13 protein-coding genes and 1 tRNA gene are annotated in these 15,324 nt (G+C 52.0%); 10 read left to right on the forward strand and 4 right to left on the reverse strand.

The window, feature by feature from the left end; genetic code table 11:
- Positions 1-3 precede the first annotated feature (3 nt).
- Complete coding sequence (locus tag J2I46_RS20220; RefSeq protein ID WP_207330870.1) at positions 4-2,670, forward strand: DUF5686 and carboxypeptidase regulatory-like domain-containing protein; 2,667 nt, start codon at positions 4-6, stop codon at positions 2,668-2,670.
- Positions 2,671-2,812: 142 nt separating this feature from the next.
- On the opposite strand, the gene J2I46_RS20225 is transcribed toward J2I46_RS20220, so the two are convergent.
- Positions 2,813-2,885: transfer RNA gene (locus tag J2I46_RS20225), tRNA-Lys, on the reverse strand.
- A 76-nt stretch (positions 2,886-2,961) separates the two neighbouring features.
- A complete protein-coding gene (folP, locus tag J2I46_RS20230; RefSeq protein WP_207330871.1) occupies positions 2,962-3,828 on the reverse strand; it encodes a dihydropteroate synthase in 867 nt (288 codons plus the stop codon).
- A 111-nt stretch (positions 3,829-3,939) separates the two neighbouring features.
- On the opposite strand from folP, the gene J2I46_RS20235 reads away from it, so the two are divergent.
- From J2I46_RS20235 to J2I46_RS20260, 6 genes are all read left to right on the forward strand, one after another.
- On the forward strand, positions 3,940-4,482 hold the full coding sequence (locus J2I46_RS20235; protein WP_207330872.1) for a DUF1599 domain-containing protein: 543 nt from the start codon (positions 3,940-3,942) through the stop codon (positions 4,480-4,482).
- A 33-nt stretch (positions 4,483-4,515) separates the two neighbouring features.
- On the forward strand, positions 4,516-5,658 hold the full coding sequence (locus J2I46_RS20240) for a BT_3928 family protein (protein ID WP_207330873.1): 1,143 nt from the start codon (positions 4,516-4,518) through the stop codon (positions 5,656-5,658).
- Positions 5,659-5,717: 59 nt separating this feature from the next.
- On the forward strand, positions 5,718-6,242 hold the full coding sequence (locus J2I46_RS20245) for a shikimate kinase (RefSeq protein ID WP_207330874.1): 525 nt from the start codon (positions 5,718-5,720) through the stop codon (positions 6,240-6,242).
- A 61-nt stretch (positions 6,243-6,303) separates the two neighbouring features.
- On the forward strand, positions 6,304-7,302 hold the full coding sequence (locus tag J2I46_RS20250) for a glycosyltransferase family 2 protein (RefSeq protein ID WP_207330875.1): 999 nt from the start codon (positions 6,304-6,306) through the stop codon (positions 7,300-7,302).
- Positions 7,257-8,042 carry a polysaccharide deacetylase family protein gene (locus J2I46_RS20255; RefSeq protein ID WP_207330876.1) on the forward strand — a complete coding sequence of 262 codons (786 nt, stop codon included), beginning with the start codon at positions 7,257-7,259 and terminating at the stop codon, positions 8,040-8,042. The genes J2I46_RS20250 and J2I46_RS20255 overlap by 46 nt, the downstream gene beginning before the upstream one ends.
- Positions 8,043-8,186: 144 nt before the next feature.
- Positions 8,187-9,383, forward strand: coding sequence for a glycosyltransferase family 87 protein (locus tag J2I46_RS20260; protein ID WP_310589055.1), 1,197 nt, complete (start codon positions 8,187-8,189; stop codon positions 9,381-9,383).
- Here J2I46_RS20260 and J2I46_RS20265 read toward each other — a convergent pair.
- Together J2I46_RS20265 and J2I46_RS20270 are read right to left on the reverse strand one after the other, a co-directional pair.
- The gene (locus J2I46_RS20265) at positions 9,326-9,649 is read right to left on the reverse strand and encodes a DciA family protein (RefSeq protein WP_207331017.1); all 324 of its coding nucleotides are present in this window, start codon (positions 9,647-9,649) and stop codon (positions 9,326-9,328) included. The genes J2I46_RS20260 and J2I46_RS20265 overlap by 58 nt on opposite strands.
- 48 nt (positions 9,650-9,697) lie before the next feature.
- Entirely contained in the window at positions 9,698-10,555 is an 858-nt protein-coding gene (locus J2I46_RS20270; RefSeq protein ID WP_207330877.1) for a hypothetical protein, read from the reverse strand.
- Between the two features lie 186 nt (positions 10,556-10,741).
- Here J2I46_RS20270 and J2I46_RS20275 point away from each other — a divergent pair, with 186 nt between their 5' ends.
- From J2I46_RS20275 to J2I46_RS20285, 3 genes are all read left to right on the forward strand, one after another.
- The gene (locus J2I46_RS20275; protein ID WP_207330878.1) at positions 10,742-13,315 is read left to right on the forward strand and encodes a TonB-dependent receptor; all 2,574 of its coding nucleotides are present in this window, start codon (positions 10,742-10,744) and stop codon (positions 13,313-13,315) included.
- Between the two features lie 137 nt (positions 13,316-13,452).
- Complete coding sequence (locus J2I46_RS20280) at positions 13,453-14,169, forward strand: outer membrane lipoprotein-sorting protein (protein WP_207330879.1); 717 nt, start codon at positions 13,453-13,455, stop codon at positions 14,167-14,169.
- 128 nt (positions 14,170-14,297) lie between these two features.
- A complete protein-coding gene (locus J2I46_RS20285; RefSeq protein ID WP_207330880.1) occupies positions 14,298-15,278 on the forward strand; it encodes an NAD(P)/FAD-dependent oxidoreductase in 981 nt (326 codons plus the stop codon).
- The last annotated feature ends 46 nt before the right edge of the window (positions 15,279-15,324 follow it).

Genomic DNA, 15,324 nt, shown 5'->3' on the forward strand with positions numbered 1-15,324 from the left:
CGTATGTTCCATTTTGTACGCATTTCTAGTTTCGTAATTGGCTTTCTGTTGCTTGGCTTGTCTGGTTCAACGGCTCAGGGTATTCGGGGTATTGTAAAGTCAAACACTGGCGAGGCGATGTCATTTGCCACTATCGCTGCCAGAGGCACCACATTAGGCACCATTGCTAACGAAGAGGGGCGCTATGAACTGGCACTGAAACCCGGGCAGTATGAGATCGTTTTTCAGTTTCTGGGCTTCAAGGCAGAATCCAGATCAGTGACCATCACAGATGGTTTTCAGGAGATCAACGTGACAATGGCGCAACAGTCGATCACGTTACAGGATGTAAAAATTGGCAAGAACACCGAAGACCCGGCGGTAAGTATCATGCGGCGGGCCATTGCCAAAGCCCGTTTTCATCAGCTTCAGGTTCAGCAATTTACGGCTAGGGTCTACACCAAATCGTCGATCACGGTGCATAAGCTGCCAATGACATTCCTGTACCAGAAACAGCTGAAAGAGGCCGAAAAAGAAGCCAACTTCAAAGTAGGTCGCCCGGTACTGAACGAGACCGTAGCCGAAGTAGATTTCCGGTTGCCCAATACGGTGAAGCAACGCATTATTGCCAACCGAAACTCGGCGGGTGATTTCATTCAGGTATCCAGTTATTACAGCGCTAATCTCTATACCCCGAAGTTGTTGGGGGCCGTTTCACCGCTGGCACCAAATGCGTTCGGATATTACAAGTTTGAGTATGAAGGCACTTTTCATGAACAAGGCGTTGATGTATCGAAGATCAAAGTAATTCCGAAGCAGTTTGGCGATGGGGTTATGCGGGGAACAATCTACATCATTGAGGATACCTGGGCCGTTTATAGTGCTCAGCTTGAAACCCGGAATGAGATGGGATTCAACGTATTAACAAAAGTGGTTTGCAGTCCGGTCAAAAACGTCTGGATGCCTGTCAATCAACAGTTTGAGATCAATGGCGCGTTTATGGGTGCCAGTTTCACGGCCAGCTTTGTTCGCAACCAGACCTTCACCAATTTTACCCTAAACCCCGGTTTTGTCGAGGATGTAAAAGTGGTTGACGAACGGTTCAACCCACCCGCACGGACGCTGAGCAAGACTGACGTAAAAAATCAGCCCTTTGCCGATGCCGTGGCCAAACAAAAAGAGTTTTCGACCAAGAACCTGAAGCAACTCGTGAAAGAATACGAGAAGCAGGAATACAAAGCCCGTAAAGAGCGTAAAGAAGATGTTAACGTTGTTCGTAACGACTCTACGGTCATTGATACGCTGGCAAAAAAGCGCAGCAACGCCTTCTGGGATTCCTTACGGACGGTTCCACTCACGAAGGCCGAAGTTGTTAGCTATCAGAAAGGCGACAGCATTGTGGCCATTCGGAAAGGCATAGTTCAGACAGACAGCGCCAAAAAGGTACGGGCCGACCGGAAAAAGTCGCAAACCATGGTCAACGTGCTGACTGGCACACAGGTATGGCGTCCATCGCGGGCTACCTCACTGACCTGGGTAAGTCCGTTAGCGGGGCTCAATTTCAACACCATTGAAGGTTTTACCATCGATGCTTCGCTCCGCTACCGACACCGGCTCGACAGCGTGAAGCAGAATTACTGGACCTGGTCGGGTCTGGGACGGTATCAGACCGGGCGTAATCAGTTCGTTGGGTATGGCACACTTGGGTACCAGCACAAACGAACAGCCCTGGAACTGTCTGGTGGCCGATTTGTGGCGCAATTGAACCCGGACAACCCGATCAGCCCCAGCCTTAATGCCCTGACAACAACCCTGTTTGAGCGAAACTTCATGAAGCTCTTTCAGAAAGATTACCTGAAGCTCGACCTATCAGCGCTACCAATCGAAGGTCGCCTGCAGGTGAATGGTAGCCTCGAATATGCTGAACGTACCGAGCTGGCCAATTACAAGGAAGGCATCAAACCCCTGATCAACTGGAATCAATTCAGCTATACGCCAAATCGGCCCGCCACGAGCGAAGTTGAAAGCGCGGCCTTCCCGGTGCATCAGGCCCTGACGCTGAACCTGAACGCCGCCCTCCGCCTGGGCGAACTGCGTTACCGGATTCGTAATGGGAGGCGCATCCAGCTCCGTAACAGCGAGGCTCCGCTCCTTTCACTGAATTATCGCAAAGGTATTTCGGGCCTGGGCGGCTCAGACGTTGATTATGATTTTGCGCAGGCAACCTGGCGTCATTCGTTCGAGACCGGCATCCGTAGCCGCCTGGCGTATCAGCTTTCGGCGGGTGGATTTATCAACAACTCATCAGTCTATTTTCCTGATTTTAAGCACTTTCAGGGAAATGAATTCTTTTTTCAGCTGGGCGATCCGGTCAGCTCATTCCGAATGTTGCCCTACTACCAGTATAGCACCCGCAGCAAATTTGCGGAGGTGCACGTGCTGGGTGAATTTCGCCATCTGCTGATTACACAGCTGACGCTGGTCCGGCTGGCCGGTCTGAAAGAGAACCTGTTCGTGCATTATCTGGCTACGCCCGCCAGTAAGAACTACACCGAAATCGGCTACGGCCTCGACGGCCTGATTCCCGGTTTCCCCTTCTTCCGGGTGGAAGTGGTAGGTCAGGTACAGGGCGGTAAGTACATGGGTACCGGTTTCCTGGTAGGTACGTCGCTTAAGTTTGGCAGAGACTAAAATCTATCCTCTCTTTTCTGTTTACCGTCCTCTGCTGCTCCGCTAAACCATTGTCAGGTACGTTAGCAACGCAACAGAAGACGGTAAACAGAAAACACAAAAAAAGGCTGATAGCAATTGCTGTCAGCCTTTTTGTTACTCGTGATCCGGCTGGGATTCGAACCCAGGACCCATACATTAAAAGTGTATTGCTCTACCAGCTGAGCTACCAGATCGTCCTAAATTGCTCGCTATAAATTAGCTACTGATTTGGGACTGCAAAAGTAGGAGTTTGTCTATATGAACGCAAGTTTAGCAATAAACTTTTTTTAATCTTTCTGTAAGTAACACAGCCTCAACCGCTTCGCGCACATCATGAACCCGCAGAATTGATGCTCCTTTCAGCAAAGCAGCCGTATTCAATACCGTAGTGCCGTTCAACGCTTCGTTTGCAGTTACGTTCAGGGTTTTCCAGATCGTTGTTTTCCGCGACACACCAACCAGTAGCGGTTCATCGAAAACACACGCCAGAGCAGGAAGCTCGTTGAGCAGCTGAAAATTGTGGTCTATCGTTTTAGCAAATCCGAAGCCAGGATCGAGAATCACGTCGACCGGCAACGTACCTGATGCGTCGTGGGTACGTAATTGTGCCAGTTGGCCAGCCAGTTCATCGATCACCTCCAGCGTAACAGTCTGGTAGGTTGCCATTGCCTGCATGGTCTGGGGTGTGCCTCGCATGTGCATGAGTATGTAGGGAACGCTCAGAGCGGCCACCGTGGCAAACATTGCCGGGTCGAGGGTGCCGCCGCCCACATCGTTGATCAGAACGGCCCCTTGCTCTACGGCAAGACGAGCCACGTCGGCCCGGAACGTGTCGACGGAAATTAGCGCATCGGGGAAACTATCAAGTATCCCTTCAATGACGGGCAACACCCGATCTGCTTCTTCGAGGGCGCTCACTTCAGCCGCGCCAGGGCGCGTAGAATACCCGCCCACATCCAGAAACGTAGCCCCTTCATTGAGCATTTGAGCCGCAACCGCTACCTCACGGCCAACATCGAGCCGACTACCGGCATAGAACGAATCAGGGGTGACGTTCAGAATTCCCATCACCTTTGGTACTGTCAGATCAACGAGCCGCCCCCGGCAGTTCAGTGTTTTTTGCGTAATTTTGAGCATCAAAGAAGAAGTTTTCAGTTTGCTGTTCGCTGTTTTCAGTTGCGTTGCTGAAGATAGATCCAGTATCAGGTAACGCAACTGAAAGCGGTAAACAGAAAACTGAAACCTGTTTTGTCAACAGAAGCCCAATATCGGCAGGTCGTGCTGCGCTGCAAGGAGTTGTTCCTGAAAAAAAACCAGGATTATGGTACCGCCTGGCGCATTTTGCGTCTGTCGAGCATCACCGATCAGATATATATCAAAGCCCAGCGCATTCGTACGTTGCAGGAAACGGGCGTCAGTAAAGTGGGAGAAGGCATTGAGCCCGAGTTTGTAGGCATCATCAATTACTGCGTTATGGCCCTGATCCAGATGCAGTTGGCCACCAGCGAAGACACCCGTACTGACATTCCAACCGACGAGTTGGAGCGCTTGTACGATGCTCAGATGAATCAGGTAATGACGCTACTGTTCGCCAAAAACCACGATTACGGCGAAGCCTGGCGGCAGATGCGGGTATCATCGATGACCGACCTGGTACTGATGAAATTACTGCGAACCAAGCAGATTGAAGACAATCAGGGCACTACGCTTGTTTCAGAAGGCGTTGATGCCAATTACATGGACATGATCAATTACGCCGTTTTTTGTCTCATCAAGCTGACTCTGGAATAAAGTTTGCAACAAAGCCTCTTTTTAACCCAACCAATGAACGCAATCACACCACAGCCTCCGGTAAAGACAGGCACGCCCACGATGTTAACCGTAGCCAGAATAGCGCGGGTACTTGTCGGTCTGCTCTTTATTCTGTCAGGTTTAATTAAAATGAACGACCCCGTTGGTACTCAGATCAAGATGACGGAGTACTTCGAGGTGTTTGCCGAAGACCTACCGGTACTGGCTGGTTTCTTCCACGCCTTCATTCCCTACATGCTTTATTTCTCGGTATTTATGTGCGCCGCTGAAGTAGTGCTGGGTGTGGCGCTGCTGGTATCGTACCGACCCAAGCTGACCACCTGGCTCTTGCTGTTACTGGTAGGTTTCTTCACCTTCCTCACCTTCTATTCGGCCTATTTCAACAAAGTGACTGATTGTGGCTGCTTCGGGGAAGCGCTCAAACTCAAACCCTGGACCTCGTTTACCAAAGACGTGATTCTGATGGTGCTGATCCTGTTCATTATCGGCCATCGTAACCGCATGAAATCACGAAAAACGGGCTGGGCTGTTTTCCTGTCGTTTGTGCTATCGGTAGGTTTGGGCGTCTGGGCTATCCAGTACCTATCGCCGCTCGACATGCTTCCGTACGCCGTTGGAAAGAGCATCCCAGTGCAGATGAAGCCGTCAGAACCAATTCGGTTTAGTTATATCATGACCAAAGATGGTAAGGAGTACGAAATGGACAAGTACCCCACCGACACTACCTACAAGTTCAAAGAAATGATCACGCTGAACGAATCAGCAAAACCAAAAATCACCGATTACCGGATCTGGAGCGACACCGAAGGCGATTTCACGGAGCAAAGCTTCCAGGGAAATAAGCTGTTTATCATCGTGAAAGACCCCGCCACCATCGACGCCGGTACGGTGCCCGCCATCAGAACACTGGTAAATGACCTGAAAGGCACTACTGTTACGCCGCTTCTGCTTACCTCAGCTTCCGACGAGGCAGTCAACGCGTTCAAAAAAGAGTTTTTGCTGGACATTCCGGCCTATAAAGGCGACGCAACTGTATTGAAGACCATCATGCGTGCTGACCCAGGTACGTGGTTACTGAGCAACGGTGTGGTACGTGGCAAATGGCATAATAACCGCACACCAGACAAGGCGGAGGTGCTGGAAGCGGTGAAGTAATGATTACATGAGCGGATGAGTGAATAGTCAACATATTCACTCATCCGCTCATTCTCCAAATGAAGAACATCTACCTCATTGGTATGCCGTCGTCGGGTAAAACCACGCTTGGCAAGCGATTGGCCAGAGAGCTCCACTATCATTTTATTGATACAGACCGGCTCATCATTCGGGAAGAAGGACGCAGTATAGCCGATATTTTTGCGCAGGAAGGAGAAGCCTATTTTCGGCAGGCAGAAGCGCGCATACTTCGTACCATCAAGCCCGGTGGCAGTCTGGTAGTGGCAACGGGTGGTGGCATGCCCTGCTTCCACGATAATATGACCTACATTAAATCGTCGGGGGTGTCGGTATTCCTTGATGTAGCTCCCGAAGCGTTGGCGCAGCGGATGATTGCCCACGCGCAGCAATTCCCCTCCGATGCCCCCGAACGGCCACTTTTCAACGCGGAAGACCAGGCGCTTCTCGACAACCTGCGGCAACGGCACACGCATCGGCTCCCCATCTACCGGCAGGCCGATATCATTATAACTGGCGACGCGACCGAACAGGACGTGCTCAATCTACTAGGCGACTGGCTGTAAATCCTGGCCACTGCAATTCGTATATTTGTTAGTAGTTTCCCCGTTTAGTCAACTGCCTTGCATGAACGCCCCGCTTATTCCTAACCTGATCAGTCTCGTCATCCCTGCTTTCAATGAGGAGGATAACCTTCCTTTTCTGGTAGAACGGCTACGGGCAGTGATGGAGCCGCTGGGTGTTTACGAAATCCTGATCGTTGATGATGGCAGCACCGACCAGACAAAAGCGGTGCTTCGGCAGTTGAGTCAAACGTTTGAGGAAGTGCGGTTTTTGTCGTTCTCCCGAAACTTTGGTCATCAGGTAGCCCTCCGGGCCGGGTACGATCATGCCCGTGGTGATTGTGCTATCAGCCTTGACGCCGACTTGCAGCATCCACCTGAGCTGATTCCGACCCTGATCAAAAAGTGGCGGGAAGGCTTCGACGTGGTGTATACGGTGCGTACCCCCGACCCTAACCTCCCCTGGTCGAAACGGTTCACATCACGCAATTTTTATAAATTCCTCCGCGCCGCCTCTGACCTTGAGCTGGAAGACGGAGCCGCCGATTTCCGCCTGCTCGATCGCAAAGTGCTTAATGTGCTGAAGCAGTTCAAGGAGAATGATCTTTTTCTGCGGGGCATGATCTCCTGGATGGGCTTTCGGCAATGCCGCATTGAGTATGAGCCTGCGGCCCGTTTTGCCGGCACCACAAAGTATTCCTTCAAAAAGATGCTTCAGTTGGCTATGATGGGCATTACGTCGTTCAGTTCAAAGCCCTTATATGTCTCTGTGGCCATGGGGTTCACTATGTCGCTGTTTGCCACGCTGACGGGTCTGGAGGTGCTCTATGAATACTTTTTCACCAACGCAACCGTCTCTGGCTGGACCACGCTGGTTGTGCTGACCGTATTCATCGGCGGTGTTCAGTTCATCGTCATCGGCATTATGGGCGTATATTTGGGGAAAACGTTTGATGAGGTGAAACGACGCCCGCCGTACATTATCGGTGATACAAGCGAGATTGAGGAAGTCATTACATGGCAAGCACCAACCCCCGACATATACTCTTCACCGTTGACGTAGAAGAGTTCGATACGGCCCTTGAATATGGCCACGACCTTTCACTCAACGAACAGATTGCCGTTTCCACAAAAGGCCTGCGCCTGCTGGCTGAACGGTTTGATGCACTGAATGCCCGAACAACGCTGTTTACAACGGCCAATTACGCGCTACACGAGCCCGACTTGATGAAACGGCTGGCCAAAACACACGAGGTGGCGTCGCACGGATATTACCACACCACGTTTGAACCGGCTGATCTGGCCACCTCCAAACGGGCGCTGGAAAACCTGTTGGGGCAACCGATCCGGGGCTTTCGGAGGGCACGGATGGGTGAAACCAATCCCGACGATCTGGTGGCCGCCGGGTACGTCTACAATTCGTCGCTGCACCCTACGTTCATTCCCGGCCGCTACAACCACTGGGGCGAACCCCGATTACCCTTTCGGGAGAAAACGATCTGGCAAATCCCTGCTTCGGTAACGCCTCATGTGCGGTTACCCCTGTTTTGGTTGAGCCTGAAAAACTTTCCGTTCAGCCTCTATAAGCAGCTTTGCCTGCAAACACTACGCGCCGATGGGTTCGTCAATCTCTATGTTCATCCCTGGGAATTCACAGATCTGGGCGAGTTCGACAAAATCCCAACCTATGTGAAACGCCATTCCCGCGATGAACTGCTCGACCGGGTTGAAGCGCTGCTCCGATTCCTCCGGCAACATGGTGAGTACACAACTATGGGTGAATTTGCCGATACGCTGAGATAGAAGCATTTATTTTCGCGCTGCATGTTGCTTTCGCCTGGTCCGCCGCTGTGGGTCCGTGCGAAAGCAACATGCAGCGCGAAAGTAAAAGCGAGCAGCCACGAAGCCACCGTTACCAAAATATCACAATCAACACAACCATTTCTCGTGACAGACGCTACACTCAACGGTCCCTTTCGCTGGTTGACATCCTACCGGATGGCCGCCATTACGCTGGTTATCTTCACCGCCGTGGCGGGACAGAAGTACGCACTCGGGCAGTTCAATAACTACCTGATGTTTGCCAAGCCGTTTCATAACCTCCTGATCGACAAAACGATATACGGCCTTCATCCAACGCTGTTTGAAGATAATTACAAGTACAGCCCGACGTTTGCCTGGCTGATGGGGCCGTTTTACTACATGCCAAACTGGCTCGGCGTGTTGCTTTGGAATCTGCTAAACGCGGCTATGCTGGTGGTGGGTATCTGGTATTACCTCAGCGACTATGCCGATGCCAACCGGAAGCGGGTGATCGTTTTACTTATTGCATTTGCCGAAGGACTCATCACGGCCCAAAACATGCAGAGCAACAATTTCATTGTGGGCGCCATGTTGCTGGGCATTTACTTCCTCCGCAGTCAGCGCGTCTGGATCGCCGCCCTGCTCTTTACGCTTTGCCTATACATTAAATTCTACGGCGTTGGGGCGGCCATCTTCTTCCTTTTTTACCCAAAAAAAGGCGAATTCCTGCTGGCCATGGTCGTTTGGACGATACTGCTTGGTCTGGCTCCCTGGACGATGATTCCGTGGAACAGCGTCGTGAGCGAATATGCCGAATGGGGTCGCGTTGTGGTCGATAGTAAGCTGGGTATCCTGATCTCGGTACCGGGAATTCTGGTAGCTTGGTTCGGCATGGCCAAGACTGATGGCAATTTACGTCTTATCGAACTGGTAGGCATCACGTTGTTTCTGGCGCCATTTATCCGGTTCAGCCTGTGGCAGGATCGCACCTACCAGCGCCGGATGCTGGCTTACTTCCTGCTGTTCGTGATCATTTTCAATAAGATGGCCGAATCACCAACGTATGTGTTGGCGGTTGTAGGCGTTGGGCTCTGGTGGGTAACACTGGATACGCCAACCTCGATGCTCGACAACGTATTGCTGTCGCTGGTGATCATCTTTACCTCAATGACCCCGACCGATCTGTTTCCGAAAGTATGGCAGAATGAATTCTTTGTCCCCTACAGTATCAAAGCCGTTCCCTGCGTGTTGGTATGGCTTCGGATACAGTACCAGCTTTGGACTCAGATAAAGACCACGTCAGAGATCACGTCTGACCCCACTTCTTTGTTGACCAACTGAATTACTTTCTGCTTGGCATTGACCAGTTCGCTGCGGAGCGGAGCCGACGACAGTTCAATATATAGCGTACTTTCGCGAACGTACAGGCGGGTTGTACGCGACGCAATGGCCTGCCCCATCATTTTGCCCCAGTAGGCTTCCAGGTACGTTTCGTTGAATCGCCCCCGCAGTTTATAGACCTGTAGCAACTTGTCGAACGCTTCCTTGACGGTGGTGGTGCCTGGGTGGCGCGAAGTGGCGGTTACGTACTTGTTGTTGGTCGTCATCGTGTAGATAAGCGTTGCAGGCAGGAGCAAGACAAAGATAACAATGGCTTAATGCGTCGGATGGTTTGCGGGCGGAACATTTTTTTGCAACGTACCTGCTTTCTTATCGCGGGCATACTGGTACACAGTGGCAAAAGCTCCGCCTTCTGATAAACCGGTCATCAACCGGGGTAGCGCCGTTGGGCCAACTGTGGCCAACCAGCGCGACACTTCACGTCCGGCCGTCAGATAAGCCAGCATAACGCGGCCATAATCACCATAAAAAAAATCGCGGGTCGATTCTAAAGAGGATATTACGGGCATTACCTGCGGGCTTAACCCCTGCGGACCGCGGGCTCGGTAGTTCCATTCAGCATCATAAATCAGAAAGCGCTCGCGGGGAGTGCTGTTGCCGTTCGAGAACCGATAATCGACCATCAGCGCCAGCCCTTCGTTAAACCACTGCGGCACCTGCTGCTTCACGGTCAGCCAGCCAAGTCGGGCAAATAACTCATCGTGGCAAAGCTCATGGGCCATCACATCGGGGCTATTCCCCTCTGGCCCGAGCACCAGAAAGGAGGCGCCCCAGGGCATACCAAGGCTGCAGCCAGCGCCTTCGCCACCAGAGCAATAAAGCGAATACTGTTCCTGTGTTGGGCAATAAATGATCACTGCCTGCCCCTGCTGATTTCCCCAAAATCGTCTGATCCGCTCGGAGGCTACCTGCAGATGCGTCAGCAACACATCGCGCTGGCGGGGGCTGGCATCAGCACTAATGTACAGTGCTCGTGTACCAACCTGAACGGCTTTAAAGTTGCTGGCATGAGCGATAGTCAGGCAGCGCCACAGGGTTGGAAACAGAATAACCGTTCCGAGGGGCAGGGCAATCAGCAACAGGACAAGCCAACGAACAACAGACCGACGCATGCAACAGTCAACGACGATAACCAGCTTACAGTTTTCCAGAGCGGCAATTTCCTTTCACCACTACGGATCGGCGCGCCGTTCGTCGGGCGGAATTGGCTGTCTATCCTGCCAAATTTGGGGTCTATCCCCTTTCCTTTTCGTACATGTTGATGGTACGACATCTTTGTATTGTACAACCGCCAAATTATGAAGACGACTGTTTTACTTTTCAGTGCTGCCCTGTTCACCGCCGGATTATCGGCACCCGCTTTTGCCCAGTTTCCGGGCATGGGCGGCGCGGCACAACCCAAAGCCCTGCCTGGCACCGCAGGCGATAATAGCCCCAAAGGTACCGCCAAAATAACTGGGTACGTGGTTGATTCAAGCCTGACGAAGGCCGTTGAATTTGCCAGCATTGCCCTCTATAATAAAGCAACCGGTAAGGCCGTTGATGGCACCGTAGCCGACGATAAGGGCAAATTCACCCTGAGCAAACTGGTAGCAGGCAATTATAAAGCCCTGATCACTTTCGTTGGCTACCGGACAAAGACAGTTGACAGCCTGACAGTTTCTAACGGACAAACCCTTGATATTGGGGTGATTAAGTTGAGCTCCAGCGTAAAACAACTCAACGAAGTGGTGGTAACTGGTCAGGCCGCGCTTATTGAAGAAAAAGTTGACCGGCTGGTCTACAACGCCGAAAAAGACATTGCCGCCAAGGGTGGCGACGCGTCGGATGTATTACGGAAAGTTCCCCTGCTGACCGTTGATTTGGACGGCAACGTGTCGCTTCGCGGAAGCAGCAATATCCGGGTGCTGATCAACAATAAGCCCTCTACTATCGTGGCCAGCAGCGTGGCTGACGCGCTCAAGCAAATCCCGGCCGATCAGATCAAAACGGTAGAAGTAATCACCAGCCCATCGGCCAAATATGACGCAGAAGGATCGGGGGGAATTATCAATATTATCACAAAAAAGAACAGCCTGCAGGGCCTCAACCTGAACGTCGATTCGGGCGTGGGTAACCGGGGGTCGTCGTTGTCGCTAAACGGTAGCTACCGGAAGGGGAAAGCCGGTTTTACGCTCGGGGGGTTCGGCCGCGGCATTTATAACACCAAAACGGATACGGATCTGGAACAGACCAGCCAGTCGAACGGAGTTACTACCACAACCAGCCAGATTGGAAATGGGAGCAGCAACGGACTTTTTGGTCAGTATAACCTTGGCTTTGACTATGATCTGGCTAAAAACCAGAGCATCACGGCCGGGGTACGTTATGGTGTCCGGAATTTCAATACCCTGCAGAATCTGGTTACCCGTTTGGCTACCAACGGAGCAGTTAGTTCGAGCGTCAACCGTTTCGTTGACGCCAAAAATTTGTCGGGAACGGTGGATATGAACGTCGATTACCTGCACACATTCAAGCCACAACAGGAATGGAGCATCTCGACGCTGTATAGCCGGACAGACCTGACCAACAACTTCGATGCGAACCTGTTTGGCGCTAACAGTGCGCTGGTTAGCCGGCAGCGGAACCTGAACTCGAACGTGAACCAGGAATTTACCCTGCAAACCGATTACCAGACGCCCATCAAGAAAAACCAGTTGATCGAGTTTGGGGGGAAAGCCATTTTACGCAGAGTAGACAGTGACTACCGATATCTGTTTGGTGGCCCAACGGGCGAGTTGCTGACCCAGAACAACAATACCCTGGGTGCACTGACCTACAACCAGAATATTGCGGCTGGCTATACCTCCTACACCTATACGACAAAGAAGCGCTATACCCTGAAAGGTGGCGTTCGGTACGAGCACACATTCATTGATGCCAGCACGAAAGAAGGTGGTCCCGTTGGCGTTGGTGATTACGGCGTACTGGTTCCCAGCGTCAATGCATCGAAAACCTTTAAAGGTACCACCGTTAAGCTCGGCTATAACCGTCGGATTCAGCGGCCGGGTCTTCAGCAGTTGAACCCGAACTATAACGCATCGAACCCACAGGTGATCACCGTTGGTAATCCCGCACTTCGCCCCGAATTGACCGACAATTTTGAGTTGGGCCTGAGCCGGACTATCAAGAAAACGTTTATCAACGCTACGTTCTTTGGCCGGGTAACTGATAATGCCATTACGCAGGTCAGCCAACCGTCTGATACGCTGAAGGGGGCTATCGTTACAACCTACCAGAACATTGGCCGTCAGCGTGCGTTCGGCACCAACATTTTCGCCAACGTGGCCGCTACCTCAAAAATCAATATCGGGGTGTTTTTCAACTCCTTCTATACTCGGTTAACCGGACAGGTAACGGGCAAAAACGGTCTTTCGCAGGAATTAACGAATGATGGTTTCCAGATCAGCGGTGGATCGTTTGCGTCGGCTCAGTTCGCACACGGATGGGGTATTCAGGCGTTTGGCTTCATGCAGGGTAACACCATTCAGTTGCAGGGTACGCAGGGCGGCTTTGGTTTCTATACGCTGGGTGTGAAGAAAGATATTGCGAACAAGAAAGGAAGCATTGGGCTGGCCGCCGAGAACTTCTTCGCCAACCGATTCAATATTCATACGGTACTTAACTCGCCTCAGTTTAGTCAGGTCAATGACGTGTATCTTTACAACCGGGGTATCCGTCTAACGTTTACCTATAAAATCGGGAAGATGACCATGGAAGCACCCCGCAAAAAAGCCAAGTCGGTGAATAACGACGACGTGAAGAGCGATGGTGCTGGTGGCGGTCAGGCGCCGGCTGGAGGTGCTCCCGGCGGTGGTACCCCACGGCAGTAGAACTATTAGTGCGCTTCGCCGTGATTAGGCTTCGCCATCATTGGTTGTTGTTAGTAGAAAAACAATCAATAGCCACTTAATGACAGCGTAGCCCAATGACGGAGAAGTCTTAAAAAAAACTTAACTAAGCTTACCTAATGAAAACTAACAAACTCCTGGCCGCTACGCTGGCCGCTTTCGTGACGTTCGGCGCTTATGCCCAAACCGTCGATGAACTTGTTGACAAACACGTTGCTGCCCTGGGCGGTATGGATAAATTGAGCGCCGTGAAATCGGTGGTTACTGACCGGTCGCTGTCTGTGCAGGGGATGGAAATTCCCAGCGTTACAACCGTAATGGTTGGAAAAGCAATGCGATCTGAGTCGACCGTAATGGGCAATTCAATGGTGCAGGTTGTTAACGGCTCCACCGGCTGGATGATCCGTCCGGCAATGATGGGTGGCACCGGCGACCCCGAGGATATGGACGCTAACACCTTAAAGCAGTCGATGAGCCAGTTGTATCCGTTTGGTTCGCTAGTCAACTATAAAGACAACGGCACTAAGGTTGAACTGGTTGGCAAAGAGCAGGTCGACAAAAAAGATGTGTATCACCTGAAAGTAACACCTAAAGACGGTTCAACGATTGATCAGTACCTCGACGCAACAACGTACCTGGTGAGCAAAATCAAGACATCGATGAATGGGCAGGAAGGTGAAATCCTTTTCTCTGACTACAAAGAGGTAAACGGCGTTAAATTCCCGAACACGATGGAAATCGTTGGCGGTCAGATGGGATCGATCTCGTTCAACACCAATAAAGTGGTCGTTAATGGGCCGGTAGACGAAGCAATCTTCAAAAAGCCAGCGAAGTGATCTGACCAACGTGTTGCCTTTCCCGAAAAGCCGTTCAGTTTATGGACGGCTTTTCGCTTTTTTGGCCCACAGTCAGACATTTCCTGTTCATCGTGGGTTACTAGGTTACTGACAACGATACACTCTACATGCCCACTACGCTTATTCTTGGTGCTGGACTGGCTGGCCTGACTGCCGCCCGCGAATTAACCCGACAAGGCCATACCGTTCTCATTTTCGATAAAGGCCGCGGTGTGGGTGGTCGGCTGGCCACCCGCCGAATCGCCGATGGCCGTGCCGATCATGGGGCACAGTACTTCTCGGCCCGATCACCCGAATTTGCCGCGCTAACCCAGGAAATGCAGCACGCTGGCGTAGTGAGCAACTGGCACGTTGAGCAATCGGACCCGGCGTCGTTTCAGCACCCGCGCTTTGTTGGTACAGACGGCATGAGCAGTATAGCGAAGTATCTGGCAACGGATGTACACGTGCAGACAGGTAAACGCGCTGTTGCCGTGAAGCAGGTACCCCAAGGCTGGGCCGTGACGTTTGATGATGGACAGACAATTGCTGCCGATTCGTTGCTGGTAACCCTACCCGCTCCTCAGGCACTGGCGCTCTGGCAAGAGTCTGGCCTGGAGTTAGACCCTTCCGAAAAAGCTATTCTGAACGCGATTCACTATCAGCCCTGTTTGGCCGTACTGCTTCAGCTCAGTCAGCCAAGCAACGTACCCACGCCCGGTGGTTTGAAACTCCCGGCCGACTCGCCGGTATCCTGGGTAGCCGACAATCAGCAGAAAGGCATTTCTCCGGCAGTGCCCACCGTAACACTCCACGCATCGCACAGCTACAGTCAGCAGCACCTTGACGATACCGACCTGAAGGCGCTGCTTCCCGAACTGGTTGCGGCCGCGGCTGCTTATGTTTCGTCCGAAACCGTCATCGATCAGCAAATTCACCGCTGGCGCTACAGCAACGCCACTGAACGCTACAGCGAGCCTTTCCTGGCAGCCTCAACACCGGCCCCACTCCTATTCGGCGGCGATGGTTTCGGGCAGGGCAACGTCGAAGGCGCTTTCCTATCCGGGCTGGCTATGGCAAAGGCGATAGCAGATGGTGCTTCGGCCTAGTCGCTTTAGAGCGGGGGTTAGGTCAGAGCAAGCAATTCGACAGCAT

It is taken from the genome of Fibrella forsythiae, assembly GCF_017353175.1.
Taxonomy (GTDB): Bacteria; Bacteroidota; Bacteroidia; order Cytophagales; family Spirosomataceae; genus Fibrella; species Fibrella forsythiae.

Excerpts from the sequence above, each read along its gene's own strand:
- J2I46_RS20220 (WP_207330870.1), top strand. The coding sequence starts at position 4 with ATGTTCCATTTTGTACGCATTTCTAGTTTCGTAATTGGCTTTCTGTTG.
- folP (WP_207330871.1), bottom strand. The coding sequence starts at position 3,828 with ATGCTCAAAATTACGCAAAAAACACTGAACTGCCGGGGGCGGCTCGTT.
- J2I46_RS20240 (WP_207330873.1), top strand. The coding sequence starts at position 4,516 with ATGAACGCAATCACACCACAGCCTCCGGTAAAGACAGGCACGCCCACG.
- J2I46_RS20245 (WP_207330874.1), top strand. The coding sequence starts at position 5,718 with ATGAAGAACATCTACCTCATTGGTATGCCGTCGTCGGGTAAAACCACG.
- J2I46_RS20250 (WP_207330875.1), top strand. The coding sequence starts at position 6,304 with ATGAACGCCCCGCTTATTCCTAACCTGATCAGTCTCGTCATCCCTGCT.
- J2I46_RS20255 (WP_207330876.1), top strand. The coding sequence starts at position 7,257 with ATGGCAAGCACCAACCCCCGACATATACTCTTCACCGTTGACGTAGAA.
- J2I46_RS20265 (WP_207331017.1), bottom strand. The coding sequence starts at position 9,649 with ATGACGACCAACAACAAGTACGTAACCGCCACTTCGCGCCACCCAGGC.
- J2I46_RS20270 (WP_207330877.1), bottom strand. The coding sequence starts at position 10,555 with ATGCGTCGGTCTGTTGTTCGTTGGCTTGTCCTGTTGCTGATTGCCCTG.
- J2I46_RS20275 (WP_207330878.1), top strand. The coding sequence starts at position 10,742 with ATGAAGACGACTGTTTTACTTTTCAGTGCTGCCCTGTTCACCGCCGGA.
- J2I46_RS20280 (WP_207330879.1), top strand. The coding sequence starts at position 13,453 with ATGAAAACTAACAAACTCCTGGCCGCTACGCTGGCCGCTTTCGTGACG.
- J2I46_RS20285 (WP_207330880.1), top strand. The coding sequence starts at position 14,298 with ATGCCCACTACGCTTATTCTTGGTGCTGGACTGGCTGGCCTGACTGCC.